The sequence below is a fragment of the Brevundimonas sp. AVps31 genome, from assembly GCF_058681355.1.
The window spans coordinates 3,197,981-3,223,257 of record NZ_CM178736.1 but is presented as its reverse complement, the minus strand read 5'-3'; the positions used below and the strand labels follow the sequence as shown (position 1 = coordinate 3,223,257).

The following is a 25,277-nucleotide window of genomic DNA, read 5'->3' as shown; positions in this document are numbered from 1 at the left end:
GAAGTGGCGAAAGGCTATTCTCCGGGTGACGTTCTCATCCTGACGAACCTCCAGGCCCTTGCCGCGCTTAGCAAGGGGGACCAGGCGCGGGCCGTCCGGCCGAGAACAGTAATGCCCGAAGCGGAATAGGAGCAGGACGTGCCTCGCAACGCAGCCGATTTCCTGTCGATTTACCAGCAAGGCTTCGTGAGGGTCGCTGCGTGCCGTCCCGTTTGCAGGATCGCGGATCCGGCGTTCAATCTGGAGCAGACCCTGAGGCTCGCCCGTGAGGGGAACGAGGCCGGGACCGCGTTGATGGTTTTCCCGGAGCTCGGCCTGTCGGGCTATTCCATCGACGACCTGTTTCTGCAGCGGGCGTTGCTGGACGAGGTCGAGCGGCAACTCGTGAACCTCGTGGCCGAAAGCCGCGATCTCCACCCGGTCATACTGGTCGGCGCGCCCCTCCGTCGTGAGGGACGGCTGTACAATTGTGCGGTGGCTATCCACCGGGGGCGGATCCTTGGCGTGGTGCCAAAGGGCCATCTGCCCAACTACCGCGAGTTCTATGAAAAGCGATGGTTCGCCTCCGGGCGGGATGTGGAAGGCGAGATTACGATCGGGGGCGAGACCGCTCCATTCGGAATGGATCTGCTGTTCCAGGCCGACGACGTCGATGGCCTGATCTTTCATGTCGAAATTTGCGAGGATGTTTGGGCGCCCGCGCCGCCCAGCGACTTCGCCGCGCTCGCCGGCGCGCTGATTCTGACGAACCTGTCGGCAAGCAACATCGTGGTGGGAAAAGCCGACACGCGGCGAAGACTTTGCGAACTGCAGTCCGGCCGCTGTTGGGCGGCCTACATCTACTCCGCGGCCGGGTATGGAGAATCGACGACCGACCTGGCCTGGGACGGACAGGCCTGTATCTACGAGCTGGGGGCGCAGCTCGCGGAGACCGAGCGCTTCAGCCTGGGGTCCCAGATGGCCGTCGCGGACATAGACGTGGAACGGCTGCAGCTGGAACGTATGCGTACCGGCACCTTTAACGAGGCCGCGATCGCCAACGGGATGCCCGACCGGCGCTTTCGCCGGGTGACCTTCCATCTTGATCCGCCAGTTCACAACCTCGGCCTGCAACGACGCATCGACCGTTTTCCCTTTGTGCCCAACGATCCCTCCCGCCTCGACCAGGACTGCTACGAGGCGTTCAACATACAGTTGAGCGGGCTGGCCAAGAGGCTTGAGGCGACCGGAACAGCCAAGATCTGCATCGGCGTGTCCGGAGGGCTGGATTCCGCGCACGCCTTGATCGTCGCGGCCAAGGTCTTCGATCTGCTTGGACGTCCGCGCACGGACATTCTCGGGATCACAATGCCCGGCTTCGGCACGAGCGCGAGGACCAAGTCTAACGCCTACGCCTTGATGAACGGGCTCGGCGTGACCGTCGAGGAAATCGACATCAAGCCGCTCGCCCAGCAGATGCTGCAGGACCTGCGCCATCCGTTCGCGAGGGGCGAACCTGTGTACGACACGACGTTCGAGAATGTGCAGGCCGGGCTCCGGACAGACCTCCTGTTCAGGGCCGCCAATCAGCGGAACGGCATGGTGCTCGGCACCGGCAACATGTCCGAGCTCGCGCTCGGCTGGTGCACCTACGGCGTCGGCGACCAGATGAGCCACTACAACGTCAACGGCTCGCTCCCGAAAACCCTCATTCAACACCTCGTCCGTTGGACAGCGGCGAACCGCCTGTTCGACCCCGCGGTGTCCGACGTCCTGCTCGACATCCTGGCGACAACGATTTCACCGGAGCTCATCCCGCAGACGGCCGAGGGCGAGTCGCAGAGCACCGAAGGCAAGATCGGCCCCTACGAGCTCCACGACTTCTGGATCTACTATCTCACCCGGTTCGGGCTGCGGCCCTCCAAGATCGCCTTCCTGGCCTTGCACGCCTGGCAGGACGCCGCCGCCGGGCACTGGCCGCCGCGCTTTCCGGACGAGCAAAAGCGGGCCTACCCCATCGGGGCCATTCGCAGCTGGCTGGAGGTGTTCCTGCAGCGCTTCTTCGCCAATCAGTTCAAGCGCTCGGCCATGCCGAACGGACCCAAGGTCACAACAGGCGGTTCACTGTCGCCGCGGGGCGACTGGCGCATGCCCTCGGACGCTCATGGCCAGGTCTGGATCGACGAGCTGCAGCGCAACGTGCCGGAGGTTCTTGATCCCGCAAGCGACGATCTTCCTGCGAAAGAACCCAAGGCGCCGCCCGCCGGGGGCAAACCCATCGTCCGATAAGGCCGTCGCCCGGCTGCGAACTCCGGGGTCGGAGGGGCGGTTCAGGAACCGGAAGCCGGCGCCTGCCCATCCGGCGCCCGGCGGGGCGGAAGATTAGGTGAAGGGCTGGCGACCCTAGCCGATGTCCGCCGGCCGCGCGCCCTTCGGCGCCGCATGCCGGGAGAAGCCGACCACGAGGATGGCGATCGTCAGCAGCTGAACGGCGACGCCTTCGACCGTCGGGTAGAGGCCGAGGATTTCGATCCGGGGGATCCAGGCCAGCGGGTGGACATCGAGCCAGCCTGCCTCCTGCAACGCCGCCACCCCCTTCCCGACGAGGACGACCGACAGGATGGCCATGAGGATCGAGCTCAGGGAGAAGAACCGGCCGATCGGCAGGCGCTTGCTGTAGGCCAGCAGGGCCCAGGCCACTACGGCCAGGATGACCACCGCCGTCAGGGCGCCGGCCAGCATGCCGAGGTGGCCGCCTTGGCTCCAGATCGCCGCATAGAAGAGGATGGTCTCGAACACCTCCCGGTAGACCACGACGAAAGACAGCAGGAACAGGAACCAGGCTGACCGTTTCGACAGCGCGTGGGAGAGCTTGTCGCGGATATAGGTCTGCCAGGCGTCGGCGTGCGACTTGCCGTGCATCCAGATGCCCACCGAGACGAGCACGACGGCGGCCAGAAGCGAACCGAACCCTTCGGTCAGTTCCCGGCTGGCGCCGCTGATGGAGATGAAGAAGGTCGCGGCCGCCCAGGTGGCCCCGCCGGCGACCAGCGCGGCGACCCAGCCGCCGTGGACGTAGCGCAGCACCTCGGGCCGTTCGGCCTTCCTGAGGAAGGCGATCATCGCCACCACGATGAGAAGGGCCTCTAGGCCTTCGCGCAGGAGGATGGTGAAGGCGCCGAGGAAGCTGGCGACATTGTCCGCCTCCTGGGGCGCGAGGGCCCGCTCGGCCGTGTCCAGCAGGGCGTTCGCACGCGCGACCCGACCGGCGACCTCCTCGGCGGGCGCACCCCGGCTGATCGAGACGCGCAGCTCGGTCATGGCGGTCTCGACCCGGCGCAGCAGGGCGCCGTCCCGGGCGCCGAGGGCCGGCTCGATCGGCTCGACGCCGTCGAGGTAGGCGGACAGCGCCGCGTCGGTGGCGGCCTTGCGATCGCCCCGTCGATAGGCGGCCTCGCTCTCCGCCAGGCGCGTCCGCGCCAGGGTCAGCGTCGATCCGGCCGGGCGCGCCGCGGCCTCGGGATGACGTCGCAGATAGGCGGTCAGGGCCCGCGCCCGGGGTTCGCCGAGGCGGGTGGCCAGCTCGGCCGGCGTGGTCTGGGTGAGGGCTGCCAGGTCGGGGAAGGCCGCGCGGACCGCCGGATCGCCGTCCCACAGGCGCTTGCCCTCGGCGGCTTCGGCGTCGGTGAAGGCGAAGCGGCCGACATAGAAGGCCAGCGCCCAGCGGTCCTCGGCCGGCAGGTGCGAGAAGCTGGCCATCGCCGTGCCCTCCAGCCCCTGGTCGATCACCTGGTAGAGCCCGAAGACGCTGCGCTGGCGCGCGCGCTCCACGTCGGCGAAGGCGATCGCCGGCGGATCGAGCCCTTCGGCGCCGGGGCCGTCGGCGCGCCCGGTCACGCCGTGGCAGACCGCGCACTGCTCGGCGTAGAGGGCGGCGCCGCGGGCCAGGTCGGGCGGGAACGAAGGCGCAAGCGGGCTCGGATAGGCCGCCAGCACCGCGTCGGCCAGGGCCTTGGCCCGGGCGCCGACGACGGCCGGATCCGCCTTGTCCCGGATGGCCGCCTGCAGGCCCTCGGCGTCGCGCATCAGGGCGGCCTTGGCCGGGTTGGCCGGCAGGGCGTCCAGACGCGTCCGGATCTGGGTGCTGAACTCGATCATCTCGCCGTATTCGGCCGGGTTGACGACCTCGCCGTCGGCCACTGCGCCGGCGTAGTCGACCGCCACATAATCCAGCAGCCGCCAGGCGACCTGGGCCTCCGAGGCGGACGGCGCCTGGGCGAGGGCCGGGGCGGCCAGCCCTAGGGCGAACAGCAGGGTGAGCAGACGGAGCAGAGGACGCATGGGAGACCTAGTTGTGAGCGGCTCGCAATAGCATTCAAGCGACGCCGCTGTCGCGTCTAAACCGCGGACGCGCCCGGGCCCGCAGAGGCGGCCGCGATCGCGGCTTCCGGCGGGTCAGACCTCGTAACGCGCGGCCGTCAGAGGTGGATCGTGCGCTCGGCTACCGCCAGGCAGGCTTCGCGCAGGGCTTCCGGCAGGGTCGGATGGGCGTGGCTTGTCCGCGCCAGATCCTCGGCTGCCGCGCCGAACTGCATGGCGGCGACCGCTTCATGGATCAACCCGCCGGCTTCGGGGCCCAGGATGTGCACGCCGAGGATCTTGTCCGTCGCGGCGTCGGCCAGAACCTTGACCAGACCGTTCTTCTCCAGACGCGCCTTGGCCATGGCGTTGGCGGAGAAGGGGAAGCGCCCCACACGGTAGGCCACGCCGGCCGCCTTGAGGTCGTCCTCCGTGCGGCCGACCGAAGCCAGTTCCGGCCAGGTATAGACGACCGCCGGAATCGTTCCGTAGTCCACATGGCCCGCGCCCCCCGCCAGGCGTTCGGCCAGGGCGATCCCTTCCTCCTCCGCCTTGTGGGCCAGCATGGCGCCGCCGATGACGTCGCCGATGGCGTAGACCCCGTCGGCGCTGGTCCGGAACCCTTCGTCCACCGGAATAAAGCCCCTGCGGTCGGGCGCAATGCCGACCGTTTCCAGATCGAGCCCGGCGGTGGCGGGCCGTCGGCCGATGGAGACCAGCACGACATCGGCCTTGATGGTTCCTCGCGCGCCATCGCCCACGGGCTCGACGTCGAGGACGACGTCGTCGCCCTCCATCCGCGATCCGACCACCTTGTGCCCAAGGCAGAACTGGAAGCCCTGGGCCTCGAGCACCTTGTGCAGCGCCGCCGACATCTCCGAGTCGACGCCGGAGGCGATCCGGTCGAGCACTTCGATGACCGTGACCTCGCTGCCGAGCCGACGCCAGACCGACCCCAGCTCCAGTCCGACGTAGCCGCCGCCGATCACCGCCAGATGGCGCGGCGCCGCCGTCAGGCTCAGGGCGCCGGCGGAGGTGACGATCCGCCGCTCGTCGATGGGCAGGTCGGGCAAGGTCGCCGCTTCCGATCCGCTGGCGATGACCACCGCCTTGCGGGCCTGCACCTCGAAAGCGCCGTCCGCGGCGCGCACCTCCACCCGGTCGCGCGCCAGCAGCCGGCCGCGGCCCTGGAAGCGGGCGACCTTGTGCTTGCGCAGGAGGTAGGCGACCCCTTCGCCAAGCTCGGTCACCACCTTGCCCTTGTGCCGCATGACACCGTCAAGATCGGCCCGCACATTGTCGACCATGACGCCGAACGCTTCGAGACTGCGCGCCATCTCCAGCCGCTCGGTGGCCTGGAGCAGCGCCTTGGACGGAATGCAGCCGATGTTCAGGCAGGTCCCCCCGAGCAGTTCGCGGTCGTCGATGACCGCCACCGACAGGCCGAGTTGGCTCGCCCGGATCGCACACGGGTATCCGCCCGGCCCGCCGCCGATGATCACCAGGTCGTAGGAGGTCGTCGAACGGCTCATGGCGTCAGCCTTTGCTGCGAGTGGATGGGAGAGAAGGGCCCCGGCCAGCCCGAGGAACCGGCATCAGGCGCCCCCCTCATTGAGGGCCGCGTCGCGCGTCTCCATTCGGAACCCGCTTCCGGGGAGGGCCGGCAGGCGGCGGAAGTCGATCTCCAGATCCTGATCCGGCAGCCGGTAGTTCAGGTCGGCGAGCAGGCCGACGGCGCGCTCCATCAACTCCACGACGATCCCTTCGCCAGGGCAACGGTGACCGGTCGCCGCATCCCCACCGCCCTGGGGGATGAGACCGAACGGATCTCCGGAGCCGTCGCTGAACCGCTCCGGCCGGAACGCCTCGGGATCAGTCCAGTGTGCGGGATCGTGATTGGAGCCATAGAGGTCGAGGACCACCTGACGGCCCTCCGGGAAGACCAGGTCGCGCCAGCGAAACGGCGCGCGCACACGCCCGATCACTGCCGGGAAGAACGGATAGAAGCGTCGGACTTCCTGGACGAAGGCGCGGCGACGTCCGGGGTCGGCGACGGCCAGACGGGCCGCATCCGGGTGAGCCTGCATCGCGTGCGCCACAAACACGATGTAGACCGAGGTCGCGACAGTCGGCCGCAATACATTGGCCAGTTCGACCGCCGCCGTGTGGATCGGCAACGGTTCGCCGTCTTCGGCGCGGGTCCAGGCCCAGGCGTGGGCGGCCGTGTCCGGATCCGGCGACAGACGGCCGGCGCGAATGTCTTCAATGATCGAGCCCAGCCAGGCGTCGACGCGGCGACGCGCGTGCCTCGACCACAGATGCCGGGGGCCCCGCGATCCCGCCGCGTCGAACAGCGCCCTCAGGTGACGGACCCGCTTCGCTTCGTCGTGCGGCTCAAGCGGCACGCCGGCCCAGCCGCAGACAGCCCGCGTCAGCACCGGCTGCAGGGCGTCATAGAGCACGATGTCCTCCTCGCCGGCCCATTCGACGGTCGCGCGCCGCCACTCCGCTTCGAACAGTTCGCCCAGCCGCGCGACACGGGCTGGCGACATCAGGGAGATGAACACGCCCTTGCGGGCGCGGTGGGCCTCGCCGTCCAGTCCCTGAACGCCGCCCTCGCCGAGCAGCGTGCGGCGGACCGGCGCCGGCATGGCGCCCGCCCGCACGATGCGGGTCTCGTCATAGAAAATCCGCGCCGCCTCGCGGCCTCTCAGACAGGTCGTCTCCTTCAACGCCAGGCGGGTCTCGACGACGTCGGCGCCGGCCTGCCCGAACAAGTGGGAAAGGCGCCGATAAGGGTCCATCAGCAGGGCCAAGGTCTGGTCGCTGTGTCGCGAGGTCGGCCGATGCGTCATCAAATCCTCCAGAAGGACGGGTGGTCCGCGACGGGAGCCGTCAATCGCCTCAAAACGTCACGGTGGGCCAATGGCTCCGGGGTCTTTGCGCCTTCCGATCTTCCACAGGGTCAAGGCGGCGCGGACGGATCGTGCAACGCCTCGATCACCTTGCAGGCGGAGACCCGGCCCCCGGCGCATTCCGTCGTCATCCGTGAGAGTTCGCGCTGGAGGGCGCGGAGCCGGGCGATCTTCTGTTTCACATCGGCGAGATGACGTTCGGCCAGGGTGCTGGCCTCGGCGCAGGGCCGATCGGGGTGATCCGACAGATCAAGCAAGGAGCGGATCGAATCCAGATCGAAGCCCAACTGGCGGGCATGCCGGATGAATGACAGGCGGCGCTCCGCCGCGTCGTCATACATGCGCCGGTCGCTGGCGGTGCGCGGCGGCGCCGGGAGCAGGCCGATCTCTTCATAGAAGCGGATGGTCGGAACCTTGACGCCCGTGGCGGCGGCCAGCTTGCCGATGGGGCGCAACCCGGACGAGGCGGGAGAGGGGAGGGGCATCGCGTCAGCTCGCAACGGCGGGTGAAAGGCAGAAGTCGGCGGGGCGAGGAGGGGTCATCGGCCCAGCCCCATCAGCGCGAGGGCGATGCCGAAGGCGGCGATCGTGGAGGCGCCGGTGAGCGCCATGCCGAAGGCGCGGGCCGCCGCGCCCCGCGCGTAACCCAGGGCGAAGAACACCCGTCCGACCAGATAGAGGGCCACCAGCACCGGCAGCAGTACCATCTCCTCGCCGCGCAGCACGGTGGCGAGGACCAGGTGGGCGCCGACCGCCAGGACCGTCTGTTCGAGCGAGTTCTGCAGCACGGCGGCGGGCACCGCGAGCCTGGCGCTGGGCGCCGCGTAGGCGGAGCCGGGCCGGTCGGCATCGGACCGGAACCGGAGGCTGGCCACCACCCTCAAACACCCCGCGAGCCAGAGGAAGACCGGGAGATCCGCCTTCAGGGCATAGGCCAGGCGATCGGCCGTCGCCATGTCCCGCGCCGCGCCCAGAAGCGGCGGCGGGAGCCAGAGCCAGGCCGAGGCCAACGCTGCGACCGTGATGACGATCGCCGGCGCCGAGCGGACGGCGATCGCCTTCTGTTCGGCGGAAAACCTCATCGCGCCGCCCGTCCCAGGGTCGGGGACGCCGCGCGGCTGTCCGAGCCCCGGACGGTCAGGAGGAGCAGCGCGACGCCGCAGACAATGGCCGCATCGGCGAGGTTGAAGGTCGGCCAGTGCGCCTCGCCCCAATGCAGGTCGATGAAGTCAGTGACCGCGCCGAAGCGCAGCCGGTCGAGCAGGTTGCCGATCGCTCCGCCGGCGATGAGGCCCGCGGCGGTCGCCGTTAGGGCGCTGCGCGTGCGCCAGATCCAGGCGAGCAGGGCGCCGATGATCACGAAGGCCACGGCGCTCAGCGCCCATCGTCCCACGTCGCCCGAGCCGGCGAACAGGCCGAAGGTGACGCCGGGGTTGAACCCGAGACGCAGCGCGAGAAACGGCGTGAGGTCGATCGGAGCGTCCAGCTGAGCGCGCGCTGCGGCCTTGGCGGCCTGATCCACGACGGCGACCACCGCCGCGAGCGCGAAGGCGATCGTCTGCAGGCGGCGGGGAACGCGTCGGGTCGGGTGCATGGTGATCATGAAGCCTCCAATGGATTTCAACTGATTTTGGGCCCTCTAGTTACTAGAGGATCAAGCGGGTTTTATCTGACGGGCGTTTCTTTCATGGAAGCCATGCATTCTCGGCATGATCGTCTAGCCAATGGGAAATGCATGCTTCTCGCGAAAGGGTAATCCGATGACTGAACCCCCTCTCGTCCTGTGCACTTCCTCGCCCGGCTGCAGTTGCGGCGTGGCCTCCAGGTTCGACGGCGCCACCCCGCCTACCGGCGCATCCTGATGGCGGTGATCGCCGTCAACGGCGCCGCCTTTATGGCCATAGCCAGCGGCGCCTCCCTGCAAGGCTCGGCGCCCCCTGGGCGCCAATGTGCTCGACTTCCTGGCCGACGCGCCACCTACGGCATCAGCCTGGCCGTGATCGGACGTTCGGTCGCCGTGCAGTCCGGGGCGGCCAATGGCCAAGGCGCCAGCCTCGTTGCGTTGGTGCTGTTATTCCTCAGCTACGCGATCTCGCGAGCCACCTCCGGGGCGCCGTCCCGTGGCATCACCGGACTGGGCGCTCTGGGCTTCTTCGCCAACGCCCTGGCCGGCTTACTGCTGGTCCGCCACTGCGCAGGCGACTCCAACGTCCGCTCGCTCTGGCTATGCGCGCGCAACGACCTTATCCAGAGCCTGGCGTCGCGGCGACCGGCGGAGCGGTCTGGCTGACCGGTTCACGATGGCCCGACCTGATAGCGGCAGCGCTACTCAGGTGAAGATTGCGCATTCTGCAATCTCGATCCACCTGCAGACGCAGCGAAAGAATCGGACGCGATCAGCGTGCGCTCGCTTAAAGATCGCTCGACGTTGCTGAATAGGTCGAGATGGCCGACGATGCGCCACTCTCGGCCTTGCATGTCGACTTTCCCTCTCCCTCACCGCGGATTGGTGGTCACTCGAAACAGTCGCAGCCCCCGAACACTGTAACAGATTGCTTGATCGCCCGAATGAAAGTATCCACCAAGCGATGGCGTGGCCAATTGCGACATGGGCAAGACTGATACTGGCGGTGACCCTGGTCTCCGCCGTGTTTTTCGTCGCCCCGATCGCTGACGCCGCGACCTGCGTCCCGGAGACGGCATCGGCTCACGCCATGGTCGTTGAAGATGCGGGCGATGGCGACCAGGTCGACCTTGGCGCTGGGCACGGAGTCTGCACCCACGGCCACTGCCACCACAACGGAACTGCCCGTGCGGATGTCGCCGACCACATCGCGATGCAGATCCACGCGCGGCCTGTTCACGCCTTCCCCTCGAGTGATTTTCCGTCGTCGATCTCTCCCGACGGCCTGAAGCGCCCTCCCAGAGTCTGACCGGACGTCTGCGCCGCCGTGCGCGCGAACTCGTGTCAAATTTCTGGAAGATGAATCATGCCTCCCTCATATCGCAGGCCGCCGCGTTTCGCGGTCGGCTGCGCGTTGGCCGCATTCGCGGCCGTGCTGGCCAGTCCCGCTTGGGCTGACCCCGCGCCGTCCTTCGCCGAGCTGCTCGCCCAGCTGGGTCAAACCCCGGCCACCCTTGAAGCCGGCGCCCTGTCGGACGCCGCCGAAGCACGTGTCCGCCAGGCCCGTGCGAGGCCTAATCCGACGATCGCTCTCGACGCCGAGAACGCTTTCGGCACGGGGCCCTTCTCGGGCTACGCCAATGCCGAAACCACCTTGTCGATCAGCCAGGACCTCGAGCTGTGGGGACGTCGGACCGCGCGGGTCAATGTCGCCCGCGCGGAAGCCGGAACCGCGGCGCTGCAGCGGGATCTCGCCATCATCGACGCCGCCGGAAGGCTCGCTCAGGTCTATGCCGATGCGGAAGCCGCCCAAAGGCGGGCTGCTCTCGCGGAGGAAAGCCTCACCCTGACCATCGCCGATGCGAGGGCCGCCCTTGTTCTTGTCGAGGAAGGCCGTGAGCCGCTGCTGCGCGGCATCCAGGGGGAAAGCGAAGCGGCTGCGGCGCGTGCCTCTCGCGATGAGGCCGTCGCGGAGCGCGACGCGGCCTTCGCGCGGCTGACCGCAGTCGCCATGTTGGCGGCTCCGGTCACGACGATCGACACCAGCCTGCTGGACCTCGCACCTGCCGCGACCTTCGCTCCCCCGGCGGAGGCGCCGGCCGTTCGCGTCGCCGAGGCTCAGCGCGCGGCCGCCGAACGCCGGATCGACGTCGAGCGGATCCGCTCGCGTCCTGACATCAACGCCAGCGTCGGTGTCCGTCGCTACGAGATGGAGGACGCGACGGCGCTGACTTTCGGCGTCAGCATGCCGCTGCCCCTGTTCGACCGCAACCGCGGGAACATCGACGCGGCGCAGGCCGACTTCCGGGCTGCGGATGCGCGGCTCCTGGGCGCCCGCCAGGAGGCCCAGGCCGATCGCGCCGCGGCGCGGGCGCGCCTCGCGGCCTCTGTGAGCCGGGTCTCCGCCGCCGATGCAGGGGTGGCGTCTGCCGAGGAGGCCTACCGTCTGTCGCGGATCGGATCCGAAGCGGGGCGCATCTCCCAACTCGAGCTGCGGGTCACCCGTGCAGCCCTGATCTCTGCCCGAACTTCGGCCGTCGATGCGCGCCTTGCACGCGTCCAGGCCGAGATTGAACTTGCGCGCCAGGACGGCCGCGCCCCCTTCCAAGGAGCCCAATGATGCGCAAGCGCACATCCAACAAGACGTTGCTGATCGGCGGCGCCGCCGCCGTCGTTCTGCTTGGCGGAGGCGGGCTGTTCCTGCTCACGCGCGGGCCGGACGCCGCTCCAGCCGCCGCCGAGGGTGAGGCGGGTCACGCTGAAGAAGAGGGCGCCCATGCCGAGGGCGAAGCCGGCCACGAAGGCGAGGCCGAAGCGCCGGAAGGCTTCGTCGCTCTGAGCGCGGCCCAGGCCCAGGCCGCCAACCTGATCGTGGTCGGCGTCGGTCGGGGAGGGGGCGCCGAAACCCGGCTCTCCGGGCGGGTCGAGCCCATGGTCGACGCGCGCGCCGCTGTGGCGGCGTCCGTCGGCGGGCGGGTCGAGCGGGTTCTCGTAGCTCCGGGCCAGTCGGTCCGGATCGGTCAGCCCCTGGCGAGCGTCGTCAGCGGTGAAGCGGCGACGTTCCGCGCGGACGCAGACGCGGCGGCCGCCGAAACTGAAGTGGCGCGCCAGGCTTATCAACGCAACCGCAATCTGGCGGACCAGGGCGTTGTCGCCCGACAGGAGGTCGAGGCGTCCCGCGCGCAACTGCTCAGCGCCGAAGCCGGCGCCCGCGCGGCTCGCGCGCGGTCCAGCGCGGCGGGCTCGCCCAACGCTTCGGGCCGCCTCAGCGTCACCAGCCCCATCACCGGAGTCGTGACCAGCGTCCAGGTCGGACCGGGCGGCTTCGTCGCCCCTGGCGGCGTTGTCGCCGAGGTCACCAACCCGGCCAGGGTTGAGCTCGTCTTCAACGCGCCGCCTGCTTTGGCCGCCAATGTAAGGGCCGGGGCGCCTCTGCGGGTCAGCAGCCCCAGCGGCGACTTCGACGCCATCGTCACCGGCGTGGCCGCAGGCGCGGGCGGCGAAAGCGGCGCCACGGTCATTCGGGCCCGGCCGACGGGCTCTGTCCTCCCGCCGGCCGGTTCCGCCGTCACGGGGGCGATCGTGACGGGCGAGACGACGGGCGGTCTCACCGTGCCGACCGAGTCCGTCCAGACCGTCGACGGCAACACCGTCGTCTTCGTTCAGGTCCCGAACGGCTTCCAGGCCCGTCCGGTGCTCGCCGGTCGTCAGGCCGGGGGGCGGACTGAAATCCTGCGTGGCCTCACCGGGGCTGAACGGGTCGCCGGCACGAACGCCTTCCTCCTCAAAGCCGAGCTCGCCAAGGGCGAGGCCGAGCACGGTCACTAGGGGCGCACCGAATGTTCAAATTCATCATCGAACTCTCGGTCAAATTCCGATGGTTCGTGGTTCTCGCCACGGCGCTTGTCGCGGCCTACGGACTCCTCGAGCTGACACGGCTTCCCATCGACGCCGTGCCGGATATCACCAATCGCCAGGTCCAGGTGACCACGGTCGCTCCGGCGCTCGCGCCTGAACAGATCGAACGACAGGTCACCTACCCGATTGAAACCGCCATGGCCGGCATTCCCGGCCTGACCACGACCCGATCCCTCAGCCGAAACGGCTTCAGCCAGGTCACGGTCATCTTTACCGACCAGACCGACATCTATTTCGCGCGCCAGCAGGTCGCCGAACGGCTCGCGGGCGCCCGGGAGGCCATGCCTGACGGGGTGGAGCCGACCATGGCCCCGATCACCACGGGCCTCGGTGAAGTGCTGATGTGGACGATCGACTACAAGCCGTTCAACAGTCAGAACCTCGCCAAGCCTGGCGAGCCGGGCTGGCAGGCCGGCGGAGCCTATCTGACGCCCGAAGGCGATCTGCTCTCGACCCCGCAGCAGCGCGCCACCTATCTGCGTACCGTACAGGACTGGATCGTCGCGCCGCAAATGCGGACCGCCCCCGGTCTCGCGGGCGTCGACACCGTCGGCGGCTATGTGAAGGAGTATGCGGTCCGTCCGGACGCGGCGCGCCTTTCCGCCTACGGCCTGGGCATGGGCGACCTTATCCAGGCTCTTGATCGCGCCAACACCCAGGCCGGCGCGGGCTATATCCAACGCGCTGGCGAAGCTCTGACGGTCCGCACCGACGCCCTGGCCTCAACCGTGGAGGACCTGGCTCAGGCGCCGGTCGTCAACCGGAACGGCCTGATCGTGCGGGTCGCCGATGTCGCCACGGTCGAGATCGGCCAGGCTCCGCGCCTGGGCGGCGCCAGCCGTGACGGCCACGAGGCCGTGCTCGGTACGGCGCTGATGATCGCGGGCGGCAACAGCCGCACCGTGGCCCAGGCGGCCGGGGAGCGTCTTGAGGAAGTTCGCAAGACGCTGCCCGCGGGGATCGAGGCGGTAACGGTTCTCGACCGTAGCGCCCTGGTCAACTCGACAATTTCGACGGTGGCGCGCAACCTCACCGAGGGCGCGCTTTTGGTCATCGTCGTTCTGTTCCTGCTGCTCGGCAACATTCGTGCGGCCAGCATCACAGCGCTGATGATCCCGATCAGCTTCCTGTTCGCCGTCATCGGCATGAACCGGTTCGGCATCAGTGGAAACCTGATGAGCCTGGGCGCGCTGGACTTCGGCCTTCTGGTCGATGGCGCGGTCATCGTCGTGGAAAGCACCCTCCTGATGCTATCGCAACGGCGGATCGATCTGGGACGGGCCCTGACCCGTCGGGAACGCCTTGATGTCGCCGTGGCCGCAGCTCGCAAGATGGTCAAGCCGGCCGCCTTCGGTCAGCTGATTATCCTGCTCGTCTTCACTCCCCTGCTGATGCTTGAGGGCGTCGAGGGCAAGACGTTCGTCCCCATGGGCGCGACGGTCATGCTGGCGCTCGTCGGCGCCTTCATCTTCTCCTTCACCTTCGTGCCGGCGATGACGGCCCTGCTGGTGCGGGATCCCAAGAAGGTCGAGACCGACGAACACGGCCAGGCCCACGAACACGAAACCTTCCTGCTCCGCCACGCGCGGCGTTGGATCCAGCCGGCCATCCGCGCCGCCGTCGATCGTCCGAAGATCGTTTTGATCTCGGCGCTCGGCGCGGTCGTTGTCGGTGGTCTGGCTTTCTCGTCCCTGGGGAGGGAGTTCATCCCCACCCTGGACGAAGGCGACATCGCCATGCAGGCGCTGCGGGTTCCCTCGGCGTCGCTGGAACAGTCCCTCGCCATGCAGATGGCGTTGGAACGGGTCATCACCGCCCAGCCGGAAGTCGAGACCATGTTCTCCAGGACCGGCACCGCCGAGGCGGCCGTCGACCCGATGCCGCCCAACATTTCGGACAGCGTCATCGTTCTGAAAGACCGCAAGGACTGGCCTGATTCCGGTCTCGAGAAGGAAGCCCTTCTCGAGCGCTTCGAAGATCTGGCCAATCAGCAGATCGGCAACAACTTCGAGTTTAGCCAACCCATCGAACTTCGCTTCAACGAACTGATCTCAGGCGTGCGGACCGACCTCGCGGTCATGGTCTATGGCGACGACTTCGACACCATGCAGCGGGTCGCGGATCAGGTGGCCGGCGCGCTGCGCCAGACCACGGGCTCCGCCGACGTTCGCGTCGAACAGGCGTCCGGCTTGCCCACCCTGACGGTCAGCGTCGATCGGTTCGCGGCGGCCAGCTACGGCCTGTCCGCAGCCGACGTCTCCGAAGCGGTCTCGGCCGCCATCGGCGGCGCGGAGGCCGGCCGGATCTTCGAGGGCGATCGTCGCTTCGACGTCGTCGTCCGCCTACCGGACGATGCACGCAACGATCCGGCGGCGCTCGCGGCCCTGCCCATCGTCTCTGCGACGGGCGTGACCGTGCCTCTGTCCTCGGTGGCTCGCATCCAGAGCGCCGAGGGGCCGAACCAGATCAGCCGCAACGACGGCAGCCGACGGATGGTGGTCCAGGCCAACGTCCGCGGCCGGGATCTGGGCGGCTTCGTCACCGACGCGCAAGCGAAGGTCGATCAGATCCAGCTCCCGCCAGGCGTCCGCCTGACCTGGGGCGGTCAGTTTGAGAACCTCAAACGCGCCGAACAACGCCTGGGCCTGGTTATTCCGATCGTCTTCGTTTTGATCGGGGTGCTGCTGTTCATGGCCCTGGGGTCGTTCTCCGAGGCTGGGCTGGTCTTCGCCTGCGTGCCCTTGGCCCTGATCGGTGGAGCCTTGGCGCTTCTCCTGCGAGGGATGCCGTTCTCGGTGTCTGCGGCCGTTGGCTTCATCGCCGTCTCGGGTGTGGCGACCCTGAATGGACTTGTTCTGATGCAGGCCATTCGCGAGCGATTGCAGGCGGGGCTCGCGCCCCGGGACGCGGCGATCGAAGGGGCGTCCAGCCGATTGCGTGCGGTGTTGACGACAGCCTTGGTCGCCATCGTCGGCTTCATCCCGATGGCCCTCGCCCACGGCGCGGGGGCCGAGGTGCAGAAGCCTCTGGCGACTGTCGTCATCGGCGGCCTCCTGACCGCGACAGCCCTGACCTTGCTGGTCCTGCCGACCTTCGCGGCCAAGGCGGTGCGTCACCGCAAGGACGAGGGGGTGGAGGATTGATTGCTCGCACTCAGGATGACCGTCAGCAGCGACGCACGTTGCTGACGGTTCTCGCGCTCAACGCGGGCCTGGCATTAGCTCTTGGGATCGGCGGCCTGTCCGCCGATTCCAGCGCTTTGCTGGCCAACGCGGTGGACAACGCCTCGGACGCTGCTGTCTATCTGATCAGCTTTCTCGCGATCGGTCGGCCCGTTTCGTGGAAGCGGGGGGCGGCGCGCCTTTCGGGCGTCATGCTCCTCATCTTCGGCGCTGGCGTCCTTCTCGACGCGGGTCGTCGGTTCCTCATCGGGACCGAACCGATCGGCCCGACCATGATGGGGCTCGCGGTCGTTGCGGCGATCATCAACCTGATCTGCCTGCAGTTGATCCGCCGCCAGCACAGCGCCGACGTCAACATGAAGGCTGCTGAGACGTTCAGCTTCAACGACTTCGCCTCCAACGGAGGCATCCTCGTCGCCGGGGCGTTGGTGCTCTGGCTCGGCCAGGCGTGGCCGGACCTCGTCGTCGGCGTCCTCGTGGCCGCCATCGCGTTGAAGGGCGGCGTGGACATCCTGCGCGATGCGGCTAAGGATCGTCCGGATGAGGGGGAGGCGCAATGATGCCGCTCGATCCCTCCGACGACGTCTCGAGCGTCTCCAAACCCGCAAGCCCTGCTTCGTCCGGCTCATCACTTCCTGATGACGCCTGTCGATCAGCGGTCGATATCCAATCCGTTCAACGATGGCGCAAGGCGGGCATTCTCGTCGGGGGCCTGCTTCTTGTCGTCTGCGCGGCGCTCGTCACATCCTGGCCCTTGCTCGAACATCCTGTCGAGCATCTGGGCCTGATCGCCATCATGGTTTGCATCATCGGTCGGGCTTGGTGTTCCCTTTACATCGGTGGCCGGAAGAAACAGGAGATCATATCCGCAGGACCGTATTCGGTCAGCCGCAATCCGCTGTACGTCTTCAGCTTCATCGGCGCGTTTGGCATCGGCGCCCAGTCCGGCAGCCTTAGCGTCGGTTTGGTCTTCGGATTAGCCTGCTGGGTGGTGTTTCGCATCGTGGTCGGCCGCGAAGAACGCTTCCTCTCCGACGCCTTTGGACACGACTACCAAGCTTACCGTGAGCGCACCCCTCGGTTCCTGCCCAAGCTCTCCCTATGGCGCGACGAGGCGGAAATCATGATCCGGCCGGTATTCTTCGTCCGCACGGTGCGCGACGGCTTCGTCTTTCTCCTAGCGCTTCCGCTTTTCGAAGCGATTGAGCAGCTCCAGCGGCTCGGGGGCTTTAATGCCGTCGTGCCCGTGCCCTGAGGTCGGGAGAACCGGGATGACCACCTGCGAGCGGATCGCGCTGGAACCCGCTGGCCCGGCGCGCCTTCGCCCGTGTCGCTATCCCGCCCCCTCGATCGCGGCGGTCGCCGCAAGCAGCCGCGATTCCCAACCCGCAACGGGACCCTATTTATGACCAGCACAACACTGCCGGACCATCCCCACACCGAGTCCGAGGAGCACGATCACGGTGGCGTTCTAGGCTCCAATACGGAGCTGATCTTCGCCCTGACAAGTGGCCTTGCTCTGGGCCTTGGATTCGCCCTCGAGAAACTCGCAACGGGCCTTCCCGCTTGGATTCCCCTCGCCCTCTTCCTGATCGCCTACATCTTCGGCGGCTTTTTTACGGTGCGAGAAGCGTTCGAGAACCTCCGCCAGAAGCGCTTCGAGATCGATACCTTGATGCTCGTCGCAGCCGCAGGTGCGGCGGCGCTCGGGGCCTGGGCCGAAGGCGCTCTCCTGCTGTTTCTGTTCAGCATCGGCCACGCGCTCGAACACTACGCCATGGGCCGCGCCAAACGCGCGATCGAGGCCCTGGCCGAGCTTGCCCCCCGGACAGCCCATGTGCGACGCGACGGACAGGTCGTCGAATTGCCTGTCGAAGATCTGGTCGTCGGCGACACCGTGGTGGTGCGTCCAAACGAACGACTGCCCGCTGATGGCTTTGTCGTGGTCGGCACCACAAGCATCAACCAAGCCCCCGTGACCGGCGAAAGCATGCCTGTCGACAAGCAGCCCGTCGCGGATCCCGAGGCGGCGCGGGCGAGACCGGCCCAGGTCGGATCGCCGTCTCTCGTCTTCGCGGGCACCATCAATGGCTCAGGCGCCATCGAGATTGAGACGACCCGCACATCGAGCGACACCACCCTGGCCAAGGTGGTTCGGATGGTGAGTGAGGCCGAGACGCAGAAGTCGCCGACCCAGCGCTTCACGGACAGGTTCGAACGCATCTTCGTGCCTGTGGTGCTGGCGCTCGCCTTTGTCCTGCTGTTCGCCTGGGTCGTCGTCGATGAGCCGTTCCGCGACAGCTTCTATCGCGCCATGGCCGTGCTGGTCGCCGCGAGTCCTTGCGCGCTCGCCATCGCCACCCCGAGCGCCGTCCTATCGGGCGTCGCCCGTGCGGCGCGCGCCGGTGTCCTGATCAAGGGCGGCGCGCCGTTGGAGAACCTCGGCTCGCTCAACGCCATCGCCTTCGACAAGACCGGCACCCTGACCGAGGGACGGCCGCGGATCACCGACGTCATGACGGTGCGCGGGACGAAGGAGGGCGATCTTCTGGCGGTCGCTGTGGCGGTCGAACGGCTCAGCGACCACCCGTTGGCGGAGGCCATCGCGCGCGACGGTGGCGCACGCTTGCGCGATACGATCATCCCGGCCGCGATCGACCTCAAGAGCCTGACGGGCAAGGGCGTGACCGCCCAGCTGCACGGCGAGACGATCTGGATAGGGAAGCCGGAGATGTTCGGCGTCGATGGCGTAGCGCCGCTCGGCGACGAAACAACCTCTGTCGTCGCTCAATTGCGACTGCAGGGTCGAACCCTGATGGTGGTGCGACGCGGCACGCGCGATCTCGGTGTCATTGGGCTTCTTGATACGCCTCGCCCAGCGGCGCGGCCGACGCTGACCGCTCTTCGCGCCCTCGGCATCGGGCGAATGATCATGATCTCGGGCGATCACCAGAAGGCCGCACAGGCGATCGCCGGACAGGTCGGCCTGACAGAGGCTTGGGGCGACCTCATGCCCGAGGACAAGGTTGACGCCATCAAACGCCTTCGCGCTGACGGCAAGATCGCCATGGTCGGCGACGGGGTGAACGACGCCCCGGCCATGGCCACGGCGACCGTCGGTATCGCGATGGGCGCGGCTGGCTCCGATGTTGCGCTTGAGACCGCCGACGTCGCCCTGATGTCGGACGACCTGTCGCAGCTGCCCTTCACCGTCGGTCTCAGCCGACAGACGCGGCGCATCATTCTCCAGAATCTCTACGTCAGTCTCGGAATCGTCGCCTTCCTTGTGCCGGCGACGATCCTCGGCCTTGGCATCGGCCCTGCCGTGGCGCTCCACGAGGGGTCGACCCTGCTGGTGGTGTTCAACGCTCTGCGCCTGCTCGGCTACCACGACCGAACGGCGCCCATCCTTCCCAGTGCAATCCCGGCCGCCCCCGTGGCCCCGCCGGCTCTCTCGAGGACATCGTCATGAAGCGTTTCGGATGGATTTCCGTCATCGCCGTCTTTCTCGCCCTGTCGGCCTTCGCCTTCGGGATGATCTCGCGGCAAACCCGCGAGGTCCCTGCGGCGCCGTCGGCGGCTGACTCTCGCCCGAGCGACACCGAGGCAAGCCACGCTGGCGAGACCACGGACAGCCCATCGACTCGCGCCTATCGCGAGGCCAGCGCGAAGATGCACCAGGCCATGAGCATCAACTACACGGGCGACGCCGACATCGACTTCCTGCGCGGAATGATCGCCCACCACGAGGGTGCGCTCGCAATGGCCCAGGTCGCCGTCGAGCATGGCGAAGCCCGCGACGTGCGCAGTCTGGCCGATGAGATCATCGCGGCCCAGGAATCCGAAATTGTCCGGATGAGAATCCTTCTTGCGCGCCATGAGGACACGCCCGCGCCCAACGCAAGGCCCTGACGCATGGCCGGCAAACGCTTCACCGTGCGCGGCCGGAGCATTCGTTGGCGGGAAGGCCGCTATCGCCAACGAGGTAGGCGGCGGCTCCAGGCGCGCCCGCTGAAGCCACGGCCCGTGCTCGATACGCTCGTCGCCATCGGGGTCAGCCTGTTCGCAGGAGGCCTGGTCTTCTGCATGGCCCTTCTGCTGCTGGGCGCACACAAGGTGCCGCTGCATTTTGGGTACGGGGCCATTCTGGGCGGCGTGATCGGCTGCTCGTTTGTGTTTGGACCCCGCGATAGGCCAGGACTGATGGTCGTCGGAGGCTTGGTCGTCGTTTGGGTTTTGGGAACGGCCGTTCTCTACGCTTCGCGAGACCAGATCGTCCTGCGTCCACATGAGCACCGCAGCGCCGCCGCCGGGTCTGCGCCACGGAAGGCTGACTGAATGCCCGAAGCCGCGCTGACCGAGCCGTCGCCTCGCCCCATCCGGATCGCGCGCGGCGGCTGGCTGGACGCGCTGCGTTTTATCGTAGGGGCGCTGATCATCCTCTACCATTTCCGCGAGGCCGCGCCTGTGCCTCTCGGACAACTGCATCCAGTCTTCGAGCGCGGCTATCTGCTCACCGACTTCTTCATCATCGACTCCGGCTATGTCCTGGCCCGCATCTACGGTGATCGCCTCGCGTCCGGACAGGCCTCGCTGCGCGCCTATGCGCGCCAGCGCCTGCTGCGGGTCATTCCGGCCCACCTGGCGGTCAGCCTCGTTCTGGTGCTGCTCGTCGGCGGCGCCGCCCTGGCCGGGATCGCGCCCAGCAATCCGCGCTGGTTCGACTGGTCGCAACTGCCCGCGCAGGTGCTACTGGTCCAGGCCTATGGCGTGCCGGGCGGGCAGGGGTGGAACGCCCCGACCTGGACCCTCTCGGCCCTGATCGGCTGCTATCTCCTGCTGCCCTGGATCTGCCGCGCTCTGTGGCGCTGGCCGCCGGTCGCAGTGGTGATCGGCGCGACGCTCCTCGTCGTCGCCGCCGATATCGCCGCTTCGCTGTGGCTCGGCGATCCGATCTACCGCCTGCCGATGCGCTACGGCATCCTGCGCGCCCTGCCGCTCTTCCTGCTCGGGGTCGCGGCGGCCTTCTACGGTTCGCGGGTCTGTGTCGCGCCACACCGGGCCAGGGCGATCGGCCTCGCCGCCGCCTTCGCGCTCGTGGGGCTGCAGGCCTTCGGCGCCTTCAGCCTGCTGTCGCTGGGCCTGATGACCGTGATCATCTGGGCCGCCGGCGCCGTGCCGGTGCGCAGTCCTTCACGGATGATCGAGCATTTGGCCCTTATGTCTTTCTCGATGTTCCTCACCAATGAGGTGAGCCGCATCGTCTGGTTCGGCTTGCTCGACGCCTTGGGACAGGAGGCCTGGTCGTCCGACGTTCGCTGGGTCCTGTGGGCCATCGGCTTGGTCGGGGCGTTCGTGGCCGCCGCCGTGTTTCGCTACGGCTTCGACCGACCGGTCCAGACCTGGCTTAGTCCGTCCCGACGACCGGGGTCGACCCGAAGGTCGGCCGCCGCCACGGAACGGGCCGTGGAATTGGGCGGCCCCGGCGTCGCCGCGCCCGGGCGCCCGGGGCAGGCCGCCATCGACCCGCCCCGGGCTTGATCAGGGGCGCGGCTCAGTGCTTGTGGGCCCGGACCCCCGCGGCCGCCTCCGGCTCTGTCTGGGGGGCCAGATCCCGGGCCGCGCCGGGGCGCTGCGGGCGGCAGGCCGGACACAGACCCTGGCCTTCGAGCGTGATCCGTTCGATCTCGTAGCCCGCCGCTGTCGCGGCCGCGCCCAGCGACGCCATGCCGGACGAAGGGATCTGGCGACAGAAGCCGCAACAGTCGCACAGAAGAAAAACCGCAGGCGAACCGAGGCGTTCGGGATCGCAGGCCACATAGGCCTTGAGGCTGGAAAGACGATGGATCAGACCGTGAGTTTCGAGGAACTGCAGCGCCCGATAGACCGTAGCCGGCTTCGCGACGCGAGCATCCTGGTGATACGTCGCCACGAGATCATAGGCCTTAGCCGGAGCGCCCGCGACGAGCAGGAGCTCCAGCACCCTGCGCCGGGGGCGCGTCAGCTTATCCCCGGTGGCGGCGACGCTGGCGGCGGCAGCGTCCAGGGCGCGTTCCACCTGTGCGGCCGTTGGCGGCGCGGTCTCACGGTCGTGCGGACAAGGCGAGGTCATCGAGGGGCTGGGCCCGCCTCCAGGGTTCGTCGGACGGCGCTCTCCACTCCAAGGGAACGGCGGGCTCATTTTTTAGCTTGCACCTACAGTCGCTGGAGGAGGTAGCCTTGCCCTATAGAGATCACAAGGAACAGACATGACGGCGCAACCCCTCGAAAGCCGATACCGGGTCACCGGGATGGATTGCGCCAGCTGCGGCCGCAAGATCGACACGGCGATCCGCAGGCTGCCGGGCGTCGAGGACGTCTCGGTGGCGGTGCAGACCGGCGTGCTCAAGATCCGGCATGGCGGAGACCTCGCCGACGAGGCGGTCCTGCAGCAACTGCGCAACCTCGGCTACATCGGAGAAGCGGCCGCGCCGACGTCCGGAGCCGTCGCTGCGGCGGCGGGCCCACCTCCGGCGGCCGCCCGGGCCGGGGGCGCCCCGTGGTGGTGGACCGGCAAGGCCCGCCTCACCGCGCTCTGCGGCCTGGCGCTGTTGTCCGCCTATGGACTGGGCACGCTGTTCCCCTCCCTCGAACGATACGCCTTCCTCGCCGCCCTGGCCGTGGGGCTGATTCCGATCGCGTCGCGCGCCTTTTCGGCGGCGCGCCACGGCACGCCCTTCTCCATCGAAATGCTGATGACCATCGCCGCCGTCGGCGCCGTCTTCATCGGGGCCGCGGAAGAGGCCGCCGCCGTCGTCCTGTTGTTCCTGGTCGGCGAGATGCTCGAAGGGGTGGCGGCCGGACGCGCGCGCAAGAGCATCCAGGGGCTCGCCGCCCTCGTGCCCAAGACCGCCTTCGTCGAGGCGGACGGGGTGACCACGGAGGTCGCCGCCGAGACCGTGGCGGTGGGCGCGATCATCCTGGTCCGGCCCGGAGACCGCGTTCCGGCGGACGGCGAGATCATCGAGGGCGCGGGAGACCTCGACGAGGCCCCGGTGACGGGCGAGAGCGTGCCCAGGCGCAAGGTCGTGGGCGATCCTGTGTTCGCCGGCACGATTAACGGCGGCAGCGTCCTGCGGGTGCGCGTGACGGCCTCGGCCTCGGACAACACCATCGCCCGGGTGGTGCGTCTCGTCGAGGAGGCGCAGGAATCGAAATCGCCGACCGAACGCTTCATCGACCGCTTCTCGAAAATCTACACGCCGGGCGTGCTCGTGTTCGCCGCCCTCGTCGCGGTCACGCCGCCGCTGCTGTTCGGCGGGACGTGGAGCGAATGGATCTACAAGGGTCTCGCCGTGCTGCTGATCGGCTGCCCCTGCGCCCTCGTCATCTCCACCCCGGCCGCCATCGCCGCCGGCCTGTCGGCGGGCGCCCGGCGCGGCCTGCTCATGAAGGGCGGGGCCGTGCTGGAAACGCTGGGCAAGATCACGGCGATCGCCTTCGACAAGACGGGGACCCTGACCGCCGGCAAGCCCGTCGTCACCGACGTCGTCGCCGGAACGCGGGACGCCTCCCTCCTGCTGACGCTGGCGGCCGCGCTGGAAACGGGATCGAGCCATCCGCTCGCCCTCGCCATCCTCGCCCGAGCCGAGGCGGATAAGATCACGGCGCCACCGTCGTCGGCCACCCAGGCCATTGCGGGGGAGGGCGTAGAAGGCGAGGTCGGCGGCGAACGCATCTTCCTCGGCTCGCCGCTGGCCGCGGCCCGACGCGCGCCGATCACGCCGGCGCAGGACGCGACCATCGCCGCTCTGAACGCCGAGGGCAAGACGGTTTCCGTCCTTGTCGTCGAGGAGGGCGTCGCCGGCTTCCTCGCCATGCGCGACGAGGCGCGGCCCGACGCGGTTCAGGGGCTGGCTGACCTCAAGGGGCGGGGCATCCGCACCGTCATGCTGACGGGCGACAACCGCCGCACGGCGGAGGCGGTCGCAGCCGCGCTGGGCCTCGAGCCCCGGGCCGAGCTGCTGCCGCAGGACAAGCTGGTGATCGTCAAGGCGCTTCAGGCCGAGGGTCTGGTGGTCGCCAAGGTTGGGGACGGCATCAACGACGCCCCGGCCCTGGCCCAGGCGGATGTCGGCATCGCCATGGGCGGCGGCACCGACGTGGCCCTGGAGACGGCGGACGCCGCCGTCCTGCACGGCCGGGTCAGGGACATTCCCGACATGATCGCCTTGTCCCGCGGAGTGATGGGCAATATCCGGCAGAACATCACCATCGCCTTGGGCTTGAAGGCGGTGTTCCTGGTCACCACCGTGATCGGGGTGACGGGCCTGTGGCCCGCCATCCTCGCTGACACCGGAGCCACGGTCCTGGTCACCGCCAACGCCATGCGCCTGCTGCGCTGGACGCCGCGTCGTCAACCGTCGTGACTGCCGGCGGTGCGCCTTCTCAGGCCCCGTTGTGGCGACCGAACACGCGGGTCGAACCGTCGTTGAGGATCAGGACGGTCGCATAGGGTTCGCGCCCGGCGGCCTCCATGCCCGGCGAGCCCGCCGGCATGCCGGGCGCGCTTAGTGCGCGGGCGGCGGGGCGTTCGCCGAGCAGCCGCTCGACATCGCTCGACGGAACATGGCCCTCGATGGCGTAGGCGCCGACCACCGCTGTGTGGCACGAGGCGAGGCGGTCCGGAATGCCATGCCGGGCCCGGATCGGGGCGAGATCCTCGCGCTCGACGACCTCGACGTTCCAGCCCGCCTGGCGCATGTGGGCGATCCAGCCGCCGCAGCAGCCGCACCATGGCGTCTTGTAGGCGATCATCCGTTTCGGGGGCGCGGCGAGGGCCGGGCCGGCCACGGCGACCAGGGGCAGGCCGAACACGAGGGTCCGGCGGGACAAGCGCGGGCGAGTTTGAACCAAAGTGAGCGCTCCTTGGGAGTCCAAATCCCACCATGGCGGGCGCGGGCCGGTTTGGCGACGGGCGCAGTTGTCGCGCCCTGACCTGACGTCGCCCAGGCGTTGAGCGCCGGCTAAGTCCGCCCATATCGCAGCGGAACCTCTGGTAGAAGGCCCGCACCCGCCCGGGCAGGACACAGCCCCCTGCTCGGCCGGCCCGGCCAAGCGAATCCGTTCGCCTGAGGCGCCCGGGGTCTCGCAACCATGCCTTCGCTGACGTATCGCGACCGTACGAGGCCGGTCACGCAAGCGCTGATCCCCGTGGAATGGTCATGGGCGACGGGATTGAGGAGCCGGCGGAAGCCGGAGGCGAAGCGTCCGCTGCGGCGAACCGTGGCGTCGAGAGCTAGCCCGCCGACGCTTGCGGGG

General features: G+C 68.6%; 21 protein-coding genes. 13 read left to right on the top strand and 8 right to left on the bottom strand.

The annotated features are described in order from the left end of the window. Nucleotides 1-138 precede the first annotated feature (138 nt). Nucleotides 139-2,268 (top strand): NAD(+) synthase, encoded by a 2,130-nt coding sequence (locus ACW174_RS15780; protein WP_492015320.1) that lies wholly within the window; start codon nt 139-141, stop codon nt 2,266-2,268. Nucleotides 2,269-2,382: 114 nt separating this feature from the next. On the opposite strand, the gene ACW174_RS15775 is transcribed toward ACW174_RS15780, so the two are convergent. The 6 genes from ACW174_RS15775 to lspA all read right to left on the bottom strand — a co-directional run bounded on the left by ACW174_RS15775 (nt 2,383) and on the right by lspA (nt 8,856). Then, nucleotides 2,383-4,320 (bottom strand): FTR1 family protein, encoded by a 1,938-nt coding sequence (locus tag ACW174_RS15775; protein ID WP_492015319.1) that lies wholly within the window; start codon nt 4,318-4,320, stop codon nt 2,383-2,385. Between the two features lie 137 nt (nt 4,321-4,457). Beyond that, the gene (gene lpdA, locus ACW174_RS15770; protein WP_439471261.1) at nt 4,458-5,870 is read right to left on the bottom strand and encodes a dihydrolipoyl dehydrogenase; all 1,413 of its coding nucleotides are present in this window, start codon (nt 5,868-5,870) and stop codon (nt 4,458-4,460) included. Nucleotides 5,871-5,933: 63 nt separating this feature from the next. Beyond that, a complete protein-coding gene (locus ACW174_RS15765) occupies nt 5,934-7,193 on the bottom strand; it encodes a cytochrome P450 (RefSeq protein WP_419756332.1) in 1,260 nt (419 codons plus the stop codon). A gap of 110 nt (nt 7,194-7,303) precedes the next feature. Next, nucleotides 7,304-7,738, bottom strand: coding sequence for a MerR family transcriptional regulator (locus ACW174_RS15760; protein ID WP_313003946.1), 435 nt, complete (start codon nt 7,736-7,738; stop codon nt 7,304-7,306). 54 nt (nt 7,739-7,792) lie between these two features. Then, nucleotides 7,793-8,335, bottom strand: a complete 543-nt coding sequence (locus tag ACW174_RS15755; RefSeq protein ID WP_372692910.1) for an MAPEG family protein — start codon at nt 8,333-8,335, stop codon at nt 7,793-7,795. Continuing rightward, the gene (gene lspA / locus ACW174_RS15750) at nt 8,332-8,856 is read right to left on the bottom strand and encodes a signal peptidase II (protein ID WP_372692911.1); all 525 of its coding nucleotides are present in this window, start codon (nt 8,854-8,856) and stop codon (nt 8,332-8,334) included. The genes ACW174_RS15755 and lspA overlap by 4 nt, the downstream gene beginning before the upstream one ends. A 258-nt stretch (nt 8,857-9,114) precedes the next feature. Between lspA and ACW174_RS15745 the strand changes: the two genes are divergently transcribed. The 11 genes from ACW174_RS15745 (at nt 9,115) to ACW174_RS15695 (ending at nt 21,518) form a co-directional block, all read left to right on the top strand. Then, the gene (locus ACW174_RS15745; RefSeq protein ID WP_419756331.1) at nt 9,115-9,543 is read left to right on the top strand and encodes a hypothetical protein; all 429 of its coding nucleotides are present in this window, start codon (nt 9,115-9,117) and stop codon (nt 9,541-9,543) included. A 340-nt stretch (nt 9,544-9,883) separates the two neighbouring features. Then, nucleotides 9,884-10,186 (top strand): hypothetical protein, encoded by a 303-nt coding sequence (locus ACW174_RS15740; RefSeq protein WP_244999706.1) that lies wholly within the window; start codon nt 9,884-9,886, stop codon nt 10,184-10,186. A gap of 57 nt (nt 10,187-10,243) precedes the next feature. Beyond that, nucleotides 10,244-11,497 carry a TolC family protein gene (locus ACW174_RS15735; RefSeq protein ID WP_040349348.1) on the top strand — a complete coding sequence of 418 codons (1,254 nt, stop codon included), beginning with the start codon at nt 10,244-10,246 and terminating at the stop codon, nt 11,495-11,497. Next, complete coding sequence (locus ACW174_RS15730) at nt 11,497-12,705, top strand: efflux RND transporter periplasmic adaptor subunit (RefSeq protein ID WP_040349349.1); 1,209 nt, start codon at nt 11,497-11,499, stop codon at nt 12,703-12,705. The genes ACW174_RS15735 and ACW174_RS15730 overlap by 1 nt, the downstream gene beginning before the upstream one ends. Nucleotides 12,706-12,716: 11 nt before the next feature. Beyond that, a complete protein-coding gene (locus ACW174_RS15725) occupies nt 12,717-15,938 on the top strand; it encodes an efflux RND transporter permease subunit (protein WP_419756330.1) in 3,222 nt (1,073 codons plus the stop codon). Between the two features lie 38 nt (nt 15,939-15,976). Continuing rightward, a complete protein-coding gene (locus ACW174_RS15720; protein WP_419756329.1) occupies nt 15,977-16,537 on the top strand; it encodes a cation efflux transmembrane domain-containing protein in 561 nt (186 codons plus the stop codon). Beyond that, a complete protein-coding gene (locus ACW174_RS15715) occupies nt 16,534-17,232 on the top strand; it encodes a methyltransferase family protein (RefSeq protein ID WP_419756328.1) in 699 nt (232 codons plus the stop codon). Before ACW174_RS15720 ends, ACW174_RS15715 begins: the two co-directional genes overlap by 4 nt. Before the next feature lie 150 nt (nt 17,233-17,382). Then, a complete protein-coding gene (locus tag ACW174_RS15710) occupies nt 17,383-19,449 on the top strand; it encodes a heavy metal translocating P-type ATPase (protein WP_419756383.1) in 2,067 nt (688 codons plus the stop codon). After that, nucleotides 19,446-19,889, top strand: a complete 444-nt coding sequence (copM, locus tag ACW174_RS15705; protein WP_419756327.1) for a CopM family metallochaperone — start codon at nt 19,446-19,448, stop codon at nt 19,887-19,889. The genes ACW174_RS15710 and copM overlap by 4 nt, the downstream gene beginning before the upstream one ends. 114 nt (nt 19,890-20,003) lie before the next feature. Then, nucleotides 20,004-20,315 (top strand): hypothetical protein, encoded by a 312-nt coding sequence (locus ACW174_RS15700; RefSeq protein WP_422675200.1) that lies wholly within the window; start codon nt 20,004-20,006, stop codon nt 20,313-20,315. Continuing rightward, a complete protein-coding gene (locus ACW174_RS15695; RefSeq protein ID WP_134581248.1) occupies nt 20,316-21,518 on the top strand; it encodes an acyltransferase family protein in 1,203 nt (400 codons plus the stop codon). It abuts the gene before it with no gap. A 13-nt stretch (nt 21,519-21,531) separates the two neighbouring features. On the opposite strand, the gene ACW174_RS15690 is transcribed toward ACW174_RS15695, so the two are convergent. Further along, nucleotides 21,532-22,035 carry a Fur family transcriptional regulator gene (locus ACW174_RS15690; protein WP_419756325.1) on the bottom strand — a complete coding sequence of 168 codons (504 nt, stop codon included), beginning with the start codon at nt 22,033-22,035 and terminating at the stop codon, nt 21,532-21,534. A gap of 190 nt (nt 22,036-22,225) precedes the next feature. Here ACW174_RS15690 and ACW174_RS15685 point away from each other — a divergent pair, with 190 nt between their 5' ends. After that, the gene (locus tag ACW174_RS15685; RefSeq protein WP_419756324.1) at nt 22,226-24,385 is read left to right on the top strand and encodes a heavy metal translocating P-type ATPase; all 2,160 of its coding nucleotides are present in this window, start codon (nt 22,226-22,228) and stop codon (nt 24,383-24,385) included. 19 nt (nt 24,386-24,404) lie between these two features. Here ACW174_RS15685 and ACW174_RS15680 read toward each other — a convergent pair whose 3' ends face one another. Beyond that, nucleotides 24,405-24,833 carry a DUF411 domain-containing protein gene (locus ACW174_RS15680; protein ID WP_134581245.1) on the bottom strand — a complete coding sequence of 143 codons (429 nt, stop codon included), beginning with the start codon at nt 24,831-24,833 and terminating at the stop codon, nt 24,405-24,407. Nucleotides 24,834-25,277 lie beyond the last annotated feature (444 nt).